The following is a 15,830-nucleotide window of genomic DNA, read 5'->3' on the forward strand; positions in this document are numbered from 1 at the left end:
CCGCCACCCCCGTCCGCCCCACCCGAGAGGAGGCGACCGCATGTACGAAGGCATCGTCCAGGAGCTGATCGACGAGCTCGGCCGGCTCCCCGGCATCGGCCCGAAGTCCGCCCAGCGCATCGCGTTCCACATCCTGCAGACCGAGACGTTCGACGTCACCCGGCTCGCCGAGATCCTGCTCGAGCTGCGCGGCCGTGTGCACTTCTGCGACATCTGCGGGAACGTGGCGGAGGAGGCGACCTGCGGGATCTGCCGCGATCCGCGCCGCAGCCGCGCCGTCATCTGCGTCGTGGAGGAGGCGAAGGACGTCCCGGCGATCGAGCGCACCCGCGAGTTCCGCGGGCTCTACCACGTGCTCGGCGGCGCGATCAGCCCGATCGACGGCATCGGCCCGGATCAGCTCCGCATCCGCCAGCTGCTGCAGCGGCTCGCGGACGGCGAGGTGCAGGAGGTCATCATCGCGACCGACCCGAACCTCGAGGGCGAGGCGACGGCGACCTATCTCTCGCGCATGCTCAGCACCCTCGGCATCCGCATCACCCGTCTGGCCTCCGGGCTGCCCGTCGGCGGAGACCTCGAGTACGCCGACGAGATCACCCTCGGCCGCGCCTTCGAGGGCCGCCGGCTCGTCGAGAACTGACGCGGCCGCCGGAGTCGCATGACCGCTCCGGCATGCGGTCGACCGGTAGACTCGCCCGTCGGGTCGCGACGGCGGTCCAGCCACCGACACGGGAGCAGCACGTGAGCCTGATCGTCCAGAAGTTCGGCGGGTCCTCCGTCGCCGACGCGGAGAGCATCAAGCGGGTCGCGAAGCGGATCGTCGCCACCAAGCAGGCGGGCAACGACGTGGTCGTCGCCGTCTCGGCCATGGGCGACACCACCGACGACCTGCTCGAGCTCGCCCACCAGGTCACGCCCATCCCCGCCCCCCGCGAGCTCGACATGCTGCTCTCCTCGGGCGAGCGCATCTCGATGGCGCTGCTGGCGATGGCGATCAAGAGCATGGGCTTCGAGGCCCGCTCCTTCACCGGCAGCCAGGCCGGCATGATCACGGACGCGCAGCACGGCGCCGCCCGCATCGTCGACATCACCCCGGTCCGCCTCCGCGAGGCGCTCGACGAGAACGCCGTCGTCATCGTCGCGGGCTTCCAGGGCTTCAACCGCGACACGAAGGACATCACCACCCTCGGCCGCGGCGGCTCGGACACCACCGCCGTCGCGCTCGCCGCGGGACTCGGCGCCGACACCTGCGAGATCTACACCGACGTCGACGGCGTCTTCACCGCCGACCCGCGGGTCGTCAAGAAGGCCCGCAAGCTCGATCGCATCACCAGCGAGGAGATGCTCGAGCTGGCCGCCGCGGGAGCGAAGGTGCTGCACATCCGCGCCGTCGAGTTCGCCCGCCGCCACGGAGTCACGCTCCACGTGCGCTCCTCCTTCAGCCCCAATGAGGGCACCATCGTCTACAACGCCGAGACCGCCGGCGCCGAGCAGAACGGACAAGCCGTGGAAGAGCCCATCATCGCCGGAGTCGCCGCCGACCTGAACGAGGCGAAGATCACCGTCGTCGGAGTCCCCGACATCCCGGGCAAGGCCGCGCAGATCTTCACGATCGTGGCCAAGACCGGCTCCAACATCGACATGATCGTGCAGAACGTGTCGGCTGCGGCCACCGCCCGCACCGACATCTCGTTCACCCTGCCCAAGGCCGACGGCCAGACGGTCCTCATGGCTCTCAACGCCGAGAAGGACGAGGTCGGCTTCGAGTCCCTGCAGTACGACGACCAGATCGCCAAGCTCGCGCTCGTGGGCGCCGGGATGCGCACCAACGCCGGCGTCTCCGCGAAGCTGTTCCGCTCCCTCTACGAGGCCGGGATCAACATCGAGATGATCTCCACGAGCGAGATCCGCATCTCGGTCGTCACCCGCGCCGACACCGTGAACGAGGCTCTGCGCGTCGTGCACACCGCCTTCGGGCTCGACGCCGAGGACGAGGCCGTCGTCTACGCCGGCACCGGCCGCTGACGGCCGGACACCCTCGCGATCCGGCCGTTCCTCCCGAGCGGCCGGAGCGACCGGTACCCTCTCCCTCGATCCCCCCGCCACGAGCGGCCCGCGCGCCGCACGGACGAAAGAGCACAGCATGAGCAGCACCCCCCTCCACGTGGGCGTCGTCGGCGCGACCGGCCAGGTCGGGAAGGTGATGCGCCGCCTCCTCGAGGAGCGCGACTTCCCGATCGCGTCCATCCGCTTCTTCGCCACCGCCCGCTCGGCGGGCACGACGCTGCCGTTCCGTGGCGGGGACGTCGTGGTCGAGGACGTGGAGACCGCCGATCCGTCGGGGCTCGACATCGCCCTGTTCTCGGCCGGAGCCACGGGATCGCGCGCGCAGGCGCCCCGCTTCGCCGCGGCCGGCGTCACCGTGATCGACAACTCCAGCGCCTGGCGGATGGACCCCGAGGTCCCGCTGGTCGTCAGCGAGGTGAACCCCCACGCCATCGACCAGGCGGTCAAGGGCATCATCGCCAACCCCAACTGCACCACGATGGCCGCGATGCCGATCCTCAAGGTCCTCGACCGCGAGGCGGGGCTCACGCGCCTGATCGTCAGCACCTACCAGGCCGTGTCCGGCAGCGGACTGGCCGGAGCGAACGAGCTGGCCGGCCAGGTCCGCGCCGCCGTCGCCGACGAGCACCTGCTCGACCTGGTGCACGACGGCTCGGCGGTCGACTTCCCCGCGCCGGACAAGTACGTCGCCCCGATCGCCTTCGACGTCATCCCCTTCGCGGGTAGCCTGGTCGAGGACGGCTCGAACGAGACAGACGAGGAGAAGAAGCTCCGCAACGAGAGCCGCCGCATCCTCGAGCTCCCGGAGCTGCTGGTCTCGGGCACCTGCGTGCGCGTCCCCGTGTTCACCGGCCACTCGCTCTCCGTCAACGCAGAATTCGCCTCCGCCCTCAGCCCCGAGCGTGCTCGCGAGCTGCTGGCCGACGCGCCCGGCGTCGTGCTGCGCGAGGTGCCGACTCCGCTGGAGGCCGCGGGCAAGGACCCGAGCTTCGTCGGCCGCATCCGCGCCGACGAGGGCGCTCCGGAGGGACGCGGCCTCGCGCTCTTCATCAGCAACGACAACCTCCGCAAGGGCGCGGCCCTGAACGCCGTGCAGATCGCCGAGCTCATCGCGGCGAAGCAGCCCGTCTCCTGACCTCCGTGGACGGGGCCGGCGCCGAGCGCTCCGGCCCCTTCCGGGTGGAAAAGCCGCGAATTTGATGGGGGAGCGGGTCCCCTCCCCGCCGCGGCGTGCTCGGGCGAGCGTAAACTCGACTCTCGTGAACTCCTCGGAACCGGTCGACGTCGCCCTCATCGGTGGGGGCATCATGAGCGCCACGCTCGGCGCCCTCATCACCCAGCTGCAGCCCGACTGGACGATCGCCGCCTACGAGCGCCTCGGCGACGTGGCGCAGGAGTCGTCGAACCCGTGGAACAACGCGGGCACCGGTCACGCGGCCCTCTGCGAGCTGAACTACATGCCCGAGGCGGCCGACGGCTCCGTCGACCCGGCCAAGGCGATCCAGATCAACGAGCAGTTCCAGATCTCGCGCCAGTTCTGGTCGGGCCTGGTGGAGTCCGGCGACATCCGCGAGCCCTCCAGCTTCATCAACCCGGCGCCGCACATGACCTTCGTGCACGGCGAGGCCAACGTCGAGTACCTCCGGAAGCGCTACGAGGCCCTCAAGGACCAGCCGCTGTTCGCCGGCATCGAGTTCACCGAGAGCGTCAAGACCATCCACGAGTGGGCGCCCCTGCTGATGGAGCAGCGTCCCGCCGGCGGCGGCCCCTACGCGGCGACGCGCATGCCGGCCGGCACCGACGTCGACTTCGGCTCGCTGACCCACCAGCTGTTCGACCACGTCGTCGCCCACGGCGGCACGCTCGACACCGGCCGCGAGGTCACCGACATCACCCGGCAGAAGGACGGCACCTGGCGCCTCGACCTCAAGCAGGTCGTCGGAGGCACGCCCCAGTCGGTGACCGCCCGCTTCGTCTTCGTCGGCGCCGGCGGCGGTGCGCTGCACCTCCTGCAGAAGTCGGGCATCCCCGAGATCAAGGGCTTCGGAGGCTTCCCGATCTCGGGCCAGTTCCTCCGCACCGACAACCCCGAGCTGGTCGCCCGGCACAAGGCGAAGGTCTACGGCAAGGCCGCGGTCGGCGCGCCCCCGATGTCGGTGCCGCACCTCGATGCGCGCGTCGTCGACGGCGAGTCGTCCCTCCTCTTCGGCCCCTACGCGGGCTTCACGCCCAAGTTCCTGAAGCGGGGCTCGTGGCTCGACCTGCCCCTGTCGATCCGGCCGCACAACATCGGCCCGATGCTCGCGGTCGCCCGCGACAACCTCGACCTGATGAAATACCTGATCGGCGAGGTGCTCGCCGGCCGTGGCAAGAAGATGAAGGCCCTGCGCGAGTTCCTGCCCACCGCCCGCGACGAGGACTGGTACCTGATCACCGCCGGCCAGCGCGTCCAGGTGATGAAGAAGGACGAGAAGAAGGGCGGCGTGCTGCAGTTCGGCACCGAGGTCATCACCGGAGGGGACGGCACGATCGCCGGCCTGCTCGGCGCCTCGCCCGGAGCCTCGACCGCCGTGCCGATCATGCTCGACATCGTGCAGAAGTGCTTCCCCGACCGGATGAAGGCCTGGGAGCCGCGGATCCGCGCACTGGTGCCGAGCTACGGCTCGACGCTCAACGACGCGCCCGAGAAGGCCGAGCAGACGGTCACCGCGACCGCCGAGACGCTGGAGCTGTCCGCCTCGGTCTGATCGGGTGCGACCCGTTCGAACGTATGTTCTAATGGCTTCATGAGGTGGAGCGGGCAGTCGATCGGCACGGCCGACGAGGCCGCGCTGCCCGGGCTCGTCAAGCTCACCGACCTGGTGCGGACTGTGCGCACACCGGAGTTCGAGGGCATCACCTTCTACGAGGTGCTCGCGAAGTCGGCGCTCAACCGCGTGCACACCTCCTCGAAGATGCCGTTCGGCTGGAGCATCAACCCGATGCGCGGCTGCACCCACGCCTGCACCTACTGCTTCGCCCGGCCCACGCACGAGTACCTCGAGTTCGACGGCGGCCGCGACTTCGACTCGCAGATCGTCGTGAAGGTGAACGTCGCCGAGGTCCTCACCCGGGAGCTCGCGAAGCCGAGCTGGGAGCGGCACCCCGTGGCACTCGGCACCAACACCGATCCGTACCAGCGCGCCGAGGGCCGCTACCGGCTGATGCCGGGCATCATCGCCGCGCTCGCCGCCTCGGGCACCCCGATCTCGATCCTCACGAAGGGCTCGCTGCTGCGGCGAGACCTGCCGCTGCTCCGCGAGGCCGCCGAGCACGTCCCGGTCGACCTCGGAGTCTCGATCGCCGTCTACGACGAGGGCCTCCAGCGCTCCGTCGAGCCGGGTGCGCCGACCGCGGCGGCCAGGCTGGCGACGGTGACCGCGGCACGGGAGGCCGGCTTCGACTGCTCGGTGTTCCTCATGCCGATCCTGCCGTTCCTCACCGACACGCGGGCGCACCTCGACGAGTCGCTCCGGGCCTGCCGCGAGGCGGGTGCCAGCACGATCATGTACTCGACCCTCTACCTCAAGCCCGGGGTGAAGGAGTGGTTCCTGCAGTGGCTCGGGCAGGAGCACCCCGAGCTGGTCGACAAGTACCGAGCGCTCTACCCGGGCCGCGACGCCTACGCGCCTCTCGAGTACCGGCGCTGGCTCTCCGCGCGCATCCGCCCGCTGATGCGCGCGCACGGGCTCGAGCGCGGCGAGGAGGACCCGGCCACCGGCTCCGTCAAGTCCTCCGCCCTGAATTCGCTGGGGACGCTGCGGACCCTCGGCGGCGAGCGGCGCTCCCTCCAGCACGACGGGCTGCTGGTCGGGGAGCTCGGGCCGGAGCGCGCCGCGATCCTGCCCGGCGTCGGGCAGCCGACGCTGTTCTGAGCCGGGGGCGGGCCCGGCCGCGGCTAGGATCGTCCGCATGGTCACCCGCTCCGGTGAGCCCTCGGGCTCCTCCGCCCGGAGCGCCCGCGACGCGGCACCCCGTGCGGTCCGGCTCGGCCTGCTCGACCCGCGCGAGGACCTGCTCGCGGCGACGAGCGCGTGGATCCGCACCCACGCCCTGGACTTCGAGGTCGTCGTGGCCGCCTCCACCTGGCACGACCTGGTGACGAGCGATGTCTTCCCCACCCAGGTGGTCGTGATGGACGCCGAGCTGCGCGAGCCGATCTCGATCGAGGCGCGGATCCGGACCTGCCGGGCGGCGGGAGCCGCGGTCGTGGCGCTCTCCGCGAGCGAGGACGACGAGGTCCGCGAGCGCGCCCTGAAGGCCGGAGCCGTGCGGCACCTGGCGAAGTCGCGCCCGCTCGCCGAGGTGATGGAGCAGACCCGCGCCGCTCTCGAGATGCGCTCGGCCGACGTCTCGTCCGCGCAGTGGCGGCCCCTGCCGTCCGGAGTCGCGGCGCAGCAGCGCCCACGGCTCAGCGCCGGCGAGCTGGAGGCGCTGCGTCTCTACGCGTCCGGATCGAGCACCCCCGAGGTCGCCGCCAAGATGAACGTGCAGTTCGAGACCGCGAAGACCTACCTGCAGCGCGTGCGCCGCAAGTACGTCGCCGTCGGCAGGCCCGCGGGCCGCCGGGCCGATCTGATCCGCCGCGCCGGCGAGGACGGGTTCCTCCCGTGACCGGCCCCTGCTCACCCCGGGGGCCCCGCCCCCGGACCCGCCCCGAGGAGACCTGATGGCCAAGCTGTACTTCCGCTACGGAGCGATGAACAGCGGGAAGAGCACGTCGCTCCTGCAGGCCGCGCACAACTACGAGGAGCGCGGGCACCGGGTGCTGCTGGCCAAGCCGGCCGTCGACACGAAGGGCGAGGAGCTGATCGTGTCGCGGCTCGGCGTGACCCGTCCGGTGGACATCCTGTTCGAGCCCGACGGGGACCCGGTGGCCGTCTTCACCGCCGCCCGGGCCCGCGTGCTGGCCGAGTCGAAGCGCGACGTGAGTGCTCTGCTCGTCGACGAGGCGCAGTTCCTGCCGGAGTCGCACGTCGATGATCTGCTCCGGATCGCCATCCTCGAGAACGTGCCCGTCCTGGCGTACGGCATCCGCACGGACTTCCGCACCGCCGCGTTCCCGGGCAGCAGGCGACTCCTGGAGATCGCCCACAGCCTCGAGGAGCTGAAGACGATCTGCCGGTGCGGGCGCAAAGCGATCTTCAACGGGCGCGTCGTGGACGGCCGCTTCGTCTTCGACGGCGATCAGGTCGCGATCGACGGAACGGCGGTCACCTACGAGTCGCTGTGCGGCGCGTGCTACCTCCAGGAGAGCCGCGGCCGGCTCCGCGGCTGACCGGTCGAGCGTTCCTCACCGGTGCGACACCCCTCCGAAACGAGGAAGTGGGTAGCCTGACGACGTGACAACACCGGAAACGGAATTACGCCTTTCGAAGCAGCAGGAAAGGTCGGGGGAAACGATGACGGCGCAAGGGGCACCGCTGAGGCGTCGGCCGTCGTGGGAGCAGGACTACCGGCGACGGCTGCTCATCACGGACGTCGTCGCGATCGTCCTCTCCGTCTTCGGCACGCAGCTCTTCTGGTTCGACCTGAACCTGAACTCGGATCTGGGGTTCAAGAACCCCGCCGACATCGCGGTCAGCTACACCTGGGTGTCCGTCGCCCTGTCGGTCGGCTGGCTCCTCGCCCTCCAGGTCTTCGACACGCGCGACCGCCGGATCGTCGGCACCGGCTACGTCGAGTACCGCCGCGTCGTCGACGCCTCCATCTGGCTCTTCGGCATCGTCGCGATCATCGCCTACCTGCTCCAGATCCTGCTCGCGCGCGGCTACATCATCACGGCGTTCCCCGCCGGGATCGTGCTGATCTGCGTCGGCCGCCTGGTCTGGCGCTCCTGGCTCACCCGGCAGCGCCGGGCGGGCCGCTTCTCGAGTCAGGTCGTGCTCCTCGGCTCCCGCGCGAGCGTCCTGCACACCGCGCGCGAGCTGCGCCGCGGCACCGAGGCCGGCTACAAGCTCGTCGGCGCCGTCTCGACCTCGGTCGGCGGTGCGGACGCGCTGCGGAGCGAGCAGGAGCTCTCGGGCCTCGCGGTCCACGGGTTCACCGGGATCGACGGCGTCCGCGCCGTGATGGACGCCACCGGTGCCGACACGGTGGTCGTCACGAGCTCCGACGAGCTGGCGCCGCAGCGGATCCGCGAGCTGAGCTGGACGCTCGAGCCCGGGCGCGAGCACCTCGTCGTGGCGCCGAGCCTCACCGACATCGGCGGTCCGCGCATCCACACCCGCCCCGTCGCGGGCCTTCCGCTGATCCACGTCGAGACCCCGCGCTTCGACGGCCGCCAGCGGTTCGCCAAGCGCCTCTTCGACATCCTGGCGTCGACCATGCTGATCATCCTCAGCGCGCCGGTGCTCGTCGTCGTCGCCGTGCTGGTCAAGGTCACCAGCCCTGGGCCCGTGCTCTTCCGGCAGGAGCGCATCGGCCTGAACGGCGCGACCTTCGAGATGCTGAAGTTCCGCTCGATGGTCGTCGACGCGGAGGCGCGACTGGCGGCACTCGCGTCGCAGCAGCGTGCGGAGGGGAACTCGATCCTCTTCAAGATGGCGAAGGACCCGCGCGTCACCCGGGTGGGTGCGATCCTCCGGCGCTTCAGCCTCGACGAGCTGCCCCAGTTCCTGAACGTCTTCCGCGGCGACATGTCCCTGATCGGCCCCCGCCCGCCGCTGGCCCGCGAGGTCGAGCAGTACGAGGAGCACGTGCACCGCCGCTTCCTGATGAAGCCGGGCATCACCGGGCTCTGGCAGGTCAGCGGACGCTCGAACCTCTCGTGGGAGGACACCGTCCGCCTCGACCTGTACTACGTCGAGAACTGGTCGATGACCGGCGACATCGTCATCCTCTTCAAGACCGCGCGCGCCGTCCTCGCCCGCGACGGGGCTTACTGATCGCCGGGGGGAGGGGCGCCGAGCCCCGCACCCTGTCCGTCTCGGTCCTCGAGACCCCGTTCCGCGTGGTCTTCGGACGCGGCGTCGGCGACGAGGACGCGGCGCGGATCGCCGACAGCTGGGCCGCCTGCGCGTCCGAGCCCGACGCGGGAGCACGCGACGTCCTCGCCGAGGTGGGGCACGATCCCTCCGTCCCGGTCGACGGCTCGCCCCGGGTCTCGAGCGCCACGCTCGCGCAGCTCGAGGAGTCCCTGACCTCGACCCTGACCCTCGAGGCGATCGGCGCCCGGCGCGCCGACCTGCTGATGCTCCACGCCTGCGGGATCTCCGACGAGTCCGGCCGCGTGCTGGCCTTCGTCGCCGCCTCCGGGACCGGCAAGACCACCATCGCGCGGACGCTCGGGTCCCGCTTCGGCTACGTCACCGACGAGACGGTCGGCGTGACCCCGGAGGGGCGCGTCCTGCCCTATCCCAAGCCGCTGTCGGTGAAGCCGCTGACCGGATCGGCGCCGAAGGCGCAGCTGGCCCCCGGGTCGCTCGCCCTCCGACCGGTCCCGGAGGCGCCCCTGCGGCTGGCGGGAGTCCTCCTGCTCGAGCGCCGCGACGGCGTCGGGACGCCCTTCCTCGAGCACGTCGACCCGGTCGACGCGATCGAGGACCTGGTGCCGCAGACCTCCTACCTCTCGGCCCGCCCGCGGCCGATCGCCGATCTCGTCCGCACCCTCTCGGCGCTGGGCGGCGTCCGGCGACTGGTCTACTCCGAGGCCGCGAGCGTGGTGCACCTGGTCGAGGAGGTCTTCGCGTCCCTCGGCGCCGAGGCCCCGTCCGCCTGGTCCGAGGTGGTCTCCGTGCAGCTCGACCCTGTGGGCGAGGCCCTGCCCGGCACCGTCCTGCGCACCCCTGCGGACGACGCTGTGGAGCTCGCCGACGGCCAGCTGCTCGTGTTCTGCGGCGGCACCCTCGTGCGCCTGTCCGGCATCGGCCCGACGATCTGGCGCCACGCCGGCCGGGGCTCCGATCTGCCCGGTCTCGTCGCCGCGGTGCTCGAGGAGGCGGGCCCGCCGCCCGCCGGCGTCGATGCGGAGGCGGTCGTCGAGTCGGCGGTCGTCGAGCTCGAGGGCCTCGGAGTGATCACGAGAGGGACTCCGCCGGAGCCCACCCCCGACGGGTGGCACGGTTGACGCGCCTGGCGCCGAGGGCGCGGAAGCGCTGTGTCAGAATTCGGAAGAACCCGTCTCCGGCGCCCGCCGCGTGATCCGTACCAGCGAAGGAAATCTGACTCTGTGGAACTTCGAGACGTCCTCCGGCTCCTGCGCGACCACTGGATCCCGATCGTCGCGGCGATCCTCCTCGGCACTCTCGTCGCCTTCGGCTGGTCGCTGACGCAGAAGCCGCGGTACGTCGCCGACTCGCAGGGCCTCGTCTCCGTCGCCACCACCGGTGCCGACGACAGCCAGGCGATCTACACGCAGCAGATCGCGCAGTCCGTCGCCAAGTCGAGCCTCGCCACGTACGTCCCGATCGCCACCTCGCGCGACGTGGCGCAGATCGCGATCGACAGCCTCGGCCTCGACGTCTCGCCCGCCACGCTGATCTCGGCGATCGCGGTGCAGGCCGACACGGTCGCCCCGGTGATGAAGGTCAGCGCCACCGCCTCCACCCCCGAGGGCGCGCAGAAGCTCGCCGATGCCTGGGTCGCGGCCATCGCCACCAAGGTGCAGCAGGTCAACCAGGAGACGGGCGTCGGCGACACGGTCTCCCTCACCGTCCTGCAGACCGCGGCGCTCCCGTCCTCGCCGGCGTTCCCGAACCTGCGCCTCGTCCTCGCGGTCGGCGCGCTCGCGGGCCTCGTCCTCGGTCTCGTCTACGCGTTCGTCCGCAACACGCTGGACCGGCGCATCCGCACCGCCGAGATGGTCGAGCGCCTGTTCGACCTCCCCGTGGTCGGCACCCTCCCCGTCGACAAGCGCCTCAGCGAGACCAACCGCATCGTCCCCGAGGCCGACACGACCGACTACATCAAGGCCGACGGCAAACACGCACTCGCCGAGGCGCTGCGCGAGCTCCGCACGAACCTGCAGTTCATGAACATCGACAGCCCGCCGCGCATCATCGTCGTGACGAGCCCGCTGCCCTCGGACGGCAAGTCGACGGTGACCGCGAACCTCGCGGTGACGCTCGCCGCCTCCGGCCAGCGCACCGTCGTCGTCGACGGCGACCTCCGCAAGCCGACGGTCGCCAAGTCGTTCGGCCTCGTTCCCGGCGTCGGCCTGACCGACCTGCTGATCGGCAAGGCGGAGCTGCAGGACGTCCTGCAGCCGTGGGGCCCGTCCGGCAACCTCTGGGTGCTCGGGGCCGGGTCGATCCCGCCGAACCCGTCCGAGCTGCTCGGCTCCAACGGCATGGACATCCTCCTGCACGAGATCGCCCGTGAGGCGATCGTGATCGTCGATGCGCCGCCGCTCCTGCCCGTCACGGACGGCGCCATCCTCACCGCCCGCACCGACGGAGCGCTCGTGGTCATCTCGGCGGGCAGGACGACGACCGACGAGCTGGGCAAGGCGATCCAGAACCTCGAGCGGGTCAGCGGCCACACCCTCGGCGTCATCCTCAACCGCGTGCCCGCGCGCGGCCAGGTCGGCCGGGGCTACGGCTACTACTACACGAGCTACTACGGCTCCGAGCGATCGGGCGCCCGCCCGGATACGGCCGTCGAGCCCGAGCCCGAGCCCGCGTCGACCTCGGCCTGAGCGCCCCGCGATGATCTTCCCGGGAGACGACTCCGCCCGCCCCGCCCGCCGGAGCTGGCGACCGGACGAACCGGTCGCCGCCTCCGCCGCCCCCGTCTTCACCGTGCTCTCGGTCTGCACCGGCAACATCTGCCGGTCGCCGATGGCGGAGCAGCTGCTGCGCGCCGCACTCGCCGACGCGACCTCACCCGCGGGAGGTCCGCTCTTCGCGTTCACGAGCGCCGGAGTGAGGACGCGCGACGGACTGCCGATGGACCCGGTCTCGGCCCGCTTCTCGGCTCAGCACGGGGGAGACCCGGCCGCGCACACGAGCGCGGTGCTCGGCGACGCGATCGTCGGCGACGCCGACCTCCTGCTCACGATGACGCGCGACCACCTGGTCGACGCCTCCCGGCGCTTTCCGTCGCTCCTCCTCCGCGGCTTCACGCTGCTCGAGTTCGCCCGCGTGCTGCCGTTCGTGCTGCGGGAGGTGCCGCTGCCGACGGTCGAGGACCCCGCGGCGCGGCTCCGCGCCGTCGTGCGGCTCGCCGCCGCCCACCGCGGGCGCGCCCCGCGGGGCGAGGGCGGCGACGACATCGAGGACCCGATCGGCCGCAGCGAGGCCGTGCACGAGCGCGTGGCGGCGCAGATCGCGGCGGCTGTCGCCGACGTCTCCCGTGATCTGAGAGCATTGGCGCGGCGGTAGTCGCGCGTCCGCGGGCGCGCTGACGCGTCGCCGCATCGCATCGCTCCTCCTCACCGTCGCGACCGCGACACGAACCCGCCACGATTCGGAGAACCCCTGTGAAGCTTTCTGTCATCGGCTGCGGCTACCTCGGTGCCGTCCACGCTGCCGCCATGGCCGAGCTCGGCCACGACGTCATCGGCATCGACGTCGACCAGAAGAAGATCGACGCCCTGGCCGCCGGCACCGCGCCGTTCTTCGAGCCCGGCCTCCCGGAGCTGCTGTCCTCCGGCGTCGCCTCCGGGCGCCTGCGCTTTTCGACCGACATGGCCGACGCCGCCGGTGCGGCCGTGCACTTCGTCGCCGTCGGCACCCCGCAGAAGCCGGGCGAGAACGCCGCGGACATGACCTACGTCGACTCGGCGATCGACGGTCTCCTGCCCTACCTCGAGGCGGACTCCCTCGTCGTCGGCAAGTCGACCGTCCCCGTCGGCACCGCTGCCCGCCTGGCCGACCGCATCGCCTCCTCCGGTGCGACCCTCGCCTGGAACCCCGAGTTCCTCCGCGAGGGCTTCGCCGTGAAGGACACGATCAGCCCCGACCGCCTCGTCTACGGCGTTCCCGCAGGCGAGGCCGGAGCAGCGGCGAAGGCGACCCTCGACGAGGTCTACGCGACGGCGCTCGCGGCCGAGACCCCGCTCGTGGTCACCGACTACGCCACCGCCGAGCTGGTGAAGGTCTCGGCCAACGCCTTCCTCGCGACCAAGATCTCGTTCATCAACGCGATCGCCGAGATCGCGGAGGTCACCGGCGCGGACGTCACGCAGCTCGCCGACGCGATCGGCTACGACGTGCGGATCGGCCGCCGCTTCCTGAACGCGGGCATCGGCTTCGGAGGCGGCTGCCTCCCGAAGGACATCCGCGCCTTCTCGGCCCGCGCCGACGAGCTCGGCGTCGGCGAGTCCGTCGCCTTCCTCAAAGAGGTCGACGCGATCAACCTGCGTCGCCGTCAGCGCGTCGTCGACCTCGTCACCGAGGGCCTCGGCGGTTCCGTCGAGGGCCGCCGCATCGCGGTGCTCGGTCTGGCGTTCAAGCCGGAGTCGGACGACATCCGCGACTCGCCGTCGCTCGACGTCGCCGCGCGCCTGCACGACCTCGGTGCGACCGTGGTCGCGACCGACCCCGAGGCGATCGAGAACTCGCGCCGCCGCTACCCCGAGATCACCTACACGACCGACGTCGACGAGGCGCTGGCCGGTGCCGACGCCGTGGTCGTCGTGACGGAGTGGAAGCAGTTCCGCGCCCTCGACCCCGCGGCCACGGCGGCGAAGGTGGCCAACACCTTCCTCGTCGACGGTCGCAACTGCCTCGACCCCGCCGCCTGGCGTGCCGCCGGCTGGAAGTACCGCGGCCTCGGCCGCTGACGCGGCGGAGCCGTCGTCTCAGCGGACGCGGCTCGGCTGATCCGCCACGACGCCGGAGGTGCCGCGGAGGGGGATGTGCGCGAAGGCGTCGTCCCACTCCGCCGCCCTCCGGCGTCGTCGTGCGCGGACGACCATCCGGAGTAGGACGCCGGCGACCGCGCCGAGGAGGGCGCCGGAGGTGTTCATCACGACGTCGTCGACGGTGGCGAAGCGCGCCGAGAGGAAGAGCAGCTGGCCCGCCTCGATGAGCGAGCTCACGACGGCGCCGACGGCGACGGCGACCCACGCCCTCCGGAGCCGCAGGTTGAGGGCCAGGAGCAGCCCCAGGGGCACGAACAGGGCGATGTTGGCGGTCGACTCGATGAACGCGTCGTCGACCATCGGGAGGCCGTGCCGGGCGAACCAGGAGGTCACCCGGCCGAGATCCCCCCGCACTCCCGCATCGACGGGCGTCGGCCAGAAGGCGATCGCTGCGAGCGCGACCACGTAAGGCACGCTGATGGCGAGGGTGAGGCGGGTGAGCGACCGGGTCACGGTGCTCCTCTCGTCGGTCGTCGGGCGGGGGCGGCGACGACGGCGGAAGAACAGTCTCGCTCCCGGCTGCTGGGATCGGGCCGGGAGGCGCGGGGGAGTGGGCTGGAGTCACGCCCGTGCGCAGGACGCTCGGGACGCCGACAGGGGTGCTCGAGCCGGAGAGCGCGGGGCGGTGATCGCGCCGGCTCCGTCGTCTACCGGGCTCCGGCCCGGGCGAGCATCCGCCTGCGGGCGAGCCCCGCCACAGCAGAATTCCGAGAACGCCCCGGCAACGACGAAGCCCGGCCGGATCATCGATCCTGGCCGGGCTTCTCACCGGTCGGGGTAGCGGGATTCGAACCCACGACCTCCTCGTCCCGAACGAGGCGCGCTACCAAGCTGCGCCACACCCCGGTGTGCTCATCACGGAGAACCGCTCACGAGCCTCGACAATAGTAGCCGATTTCCGGACCGCCGTCGGACACCCCTCGTCAGGCCGCCGGAGTGAGCGTGACGAGGGTCACCTCGGGCCGGCAGGCGAAGCGCACCGGTGCGTAGATCGAGGTGCCGACTCCGGCGGACACGTTGAGGTACGAGCTGCGCAGTCCGTTGTCCCACGTCGTCGAGCCGGCGACCTTGTCGCGCGGGATGTCGCAGTTGGTGACGAGGGCGCCGAAGCCCGGGACGCAGACCTGCCCGCCGTGCGTGTGCCCGGCGAGGATCACCTCGGCGCCGCGGGCGACGAAGTCGTCGAGGATGCGCTGGTAGGGCGCGTGCGCCACGCCGATGCTGACCCCGGCCGGTCCGTCCTCCGCGCCGCGCAGCTCGTCCACGGCTCCGGCGACGAGGTCGATGCGGTCGAGGCCGATGTGCGGGTCGTCGACGCCGAAGAACTCGATGCGCGTCCCCTTCACCGTGATGCTCTCGGCGCGGTTGTTGAGGTCCACCCAGCCGAGCCCGTCCGAGAAGAAGCCGGTCAGCCCGTCGGTGTCGAGATCTGCCTCGTGCTGCTTGGGGTTCTTGGAGGGGCCGACGAAGTAGCGGAGCGGGTTCTTGATCCGAGGGCCGAAGTAGTCGTTGGATCCGTTGACGAAGGCGCCGGGGATCCCGGCGAAGGGCTCCAGGGCCCGGCGGATGCCGAGCACGCCGTCGCGGTGGCCGAGGTTGTCGCCGGTGTCGACCACGACGTCGGGCGCCAGGGCGAGGAGCGAGCGGATCCACTCCTGCTTCTTCGTCTGCCACGGGGCCATGTGCAGGTCCGACACGTGCAGGACGCGGATCGGCTCGGAACCGGCGGGCAGCACCGGGAACGACGTGCGCCGGACGGTGAACAACGTCCGCTCGACGCCGATGCCCCAGGCCGCGGCGACGGCTCCGGCCGCGGCGACGGTCGCGAGGGCGGTGGTGAGGGGGCGACGGGTGCGTCCGGTCATGGGTCCTTCTCTCGCACGTCGGCCGCGAGCGCGGCCGCGTTCATTCTGCCGGA

The 15,830-nt window shown here is 71.6% G+C and carries 14 protein-coding genes and 1 tRNA gene; 12 read left to right on the forward strand and 3 right to left on the reverse strand.

Annotated features, from left to right (window positions below; translation table 11 throughout):
* Positions 1 to 40 precede the first annotated feature (40 nt).
* From recR to C5B93_RS08890, 12 genes are all read left to right on the forward strand, one after another.
* Entirely contained in the window at positions 41 to 640 is a 600-nt protein-coding gene (gene recR, locus C5B93_RS08835; RefSeq protein WP_104222157.1) for a recombination mediator RecR, read from the forward strand.
* Positions 641 to 741: 101 nt separating this feature from the next.
* Positions 742 to 2,025, forward strand: coding sequence for an aspartate kinase (locus C5B93_RS08840; protein ID WP_104222160.1), 1,284 nt, complete (start codon positions 742 to 744; stop codon positions 2,023 to 2,025).
* Positions 2,026 to 2,143: 118 nt separating this feature from the next.
* Entirely contained in the window at positions 2,144 to 3,202 is a 1,059-nt protein-coding gene (locus C5B93_RS08845; RefSeq protein WP_104292264.1) for an aspartate-semialdehyde dehydrogenase, read from the forward strand.
* A gap of 64 nt (positions 3,203 to 3,266) precedes the next feature.
* Positions 3,267 to 4,814, forward strand: coding sequence for a malate:quinone oxidoreductase (locus C5B93_RS08850; RefSeq protein ID WP_104292265.1), 1,548 nt, complete (start codon positions 3,267 to 3,269; stop codon positions 4,812 to 4,814).
* A 39-nt stretch (positions 4,815 to 4,853) separates the two neighbouring features.
* Entirely contained in the window at positions 4,854 to 5,981 is a 1,128-nt protein-coding gene (locus tag C5B93_RS08855; protein ID WP_104222165.1) for an Rv2578c family radical SAM protein, read from the forward strand.
* Positions 5,982 to 6,018: 37 nt separating this feature from the next.
* Positions 6,019 to 6,720: a LuxR C-terminal-related transcriptional regulator gene (locus C5B93_RS08860; RefSeq protein ID WP_104292266.1), complete on the forward strand. Its 702-nt coding sequence runs from the start codon at positions 6,019 to 6,021 to the stop codon at positions 6,718 to 6,720.
* 55 nt (positions 6,721 to 6,775) lie between these two features.
* Positions 6,776 to 7,384, forward strand: a complete 609-nt coding sequence (locus C5B93_RS08865) for a thymidine kinase (protein WP_104227256.1) — start codon at positions 6,776 to 6,778, stop codon at positions 7,382 to 7,384.
* Between the two features lie 124 nt (positions 7,385 to 7,508).
* Entirely contained in the window at positions 7,509 to 8,993 is a 1,485-nt protein-coding gene (locus C5B93_RS08870; protein ID WP_104222171.1) for a sugar transferase, read from the forward strand.
* Positions 8,994 to 9,058: 65 nt separating this feature from the next.
* On the forward strand, positions 9,059 to 10,174 hold the full coding sequence (locus C5B93_RS08875; RefSeq protein ID WP_104292267.1) for a hypothetical protein: 1,116 nt from the start codon (positions 9,059 to 9,061) through the stop codon (positions 10,172 to 10,174).
* Between the two features lie 102 nt (positions 10,175 to 10,276).
* On the forward strand, positions 10,277 to 11,743 hold the full coding sequence (locus tag C5B93_RS08880) for a polysaccharide biosynthesis tyrosine autokinase (RefSeq protein ID WP_104292268.1): 1,467 nt from the start codon (positions 10,277 to 10,279) through the stop codon (positions 11,741 to 11,743).
* Between the two features lie 10 nt (positions 11,744 to 11,753).
* Positions 11,754 to 12,428, forward strand: coding sequence for a low molecular weight phosphatase family protein (locus C5B93_RS08885; RefSeq protein WP_104227254.1), 675 nt, complete (start codon positions 11,754 to 11,756; stop codon positions 12,426 to 12,428).
* A gap of 98 nt (positions 12,429 to 12,526) precedes the next feature.
* Entirely contained in the window at positions 12,527 to 13,831 is a 1,305-nt protein-coding gene (locus tag C5B93_RS08890; RefSeq protein WP_104292269.1) for a UDP-glucose/GDP-mannose dehydrogenase family protein, read from the forward strand.
* 18 nt (positions 13,832 to 13,849) lie between these two features.
* Here the strand turns inward: C5B93_RS08890 and C5B93_RS08895 are convergent, their stop codons facing one another.
* The 3 genes from C5B93_RS08895 to C5B93_RS08905 form a co-directional block, all read right to left on the reverse strand.
* On the reverse strand, positions 13,850 to 14,365 hold the full coding sequence (locus tag C5B93_RS08895; RefSeq protein WP_258068184.1) for a VanZ family protein: 516 nt from the start codon (positions 14,363 to 14,365) through the stop codon (positions 13,850 to 13,852).
* A 319-nt stretch (positions 14,366 to 14,684) separates the two neighbouring features.
* A tRNA-Pro gene (locus C5B93_RS08900) sits at positions 14,685 to 14,758 on the reverse strand.
* Positions 14,759 to 14,835: 77 nt separating this feature from the next.
* Positions 14,836 to 15,777: a metallophosphoesterase gene (locus tag C5B93_RS08905; RefSeq protein ID WP_104222183.1), complete on the reverse strand. Its 942-nt coding sequence runs from the start codon at positions 15,775 to 15,777 to the stop codon at positions 14,836 to 14,838.
* Positions 15,778 to 15,830 lie beyond the last annotated feature (53 nt).

This window comes from Rathayibacter sp. AY1A2 (assembly GCF_002930935.1).
GTDB lineage: Bacteria > Actinomycetota > Actinomycetes > Actinomycetales > Microbacteriaceae > Rathayibacter.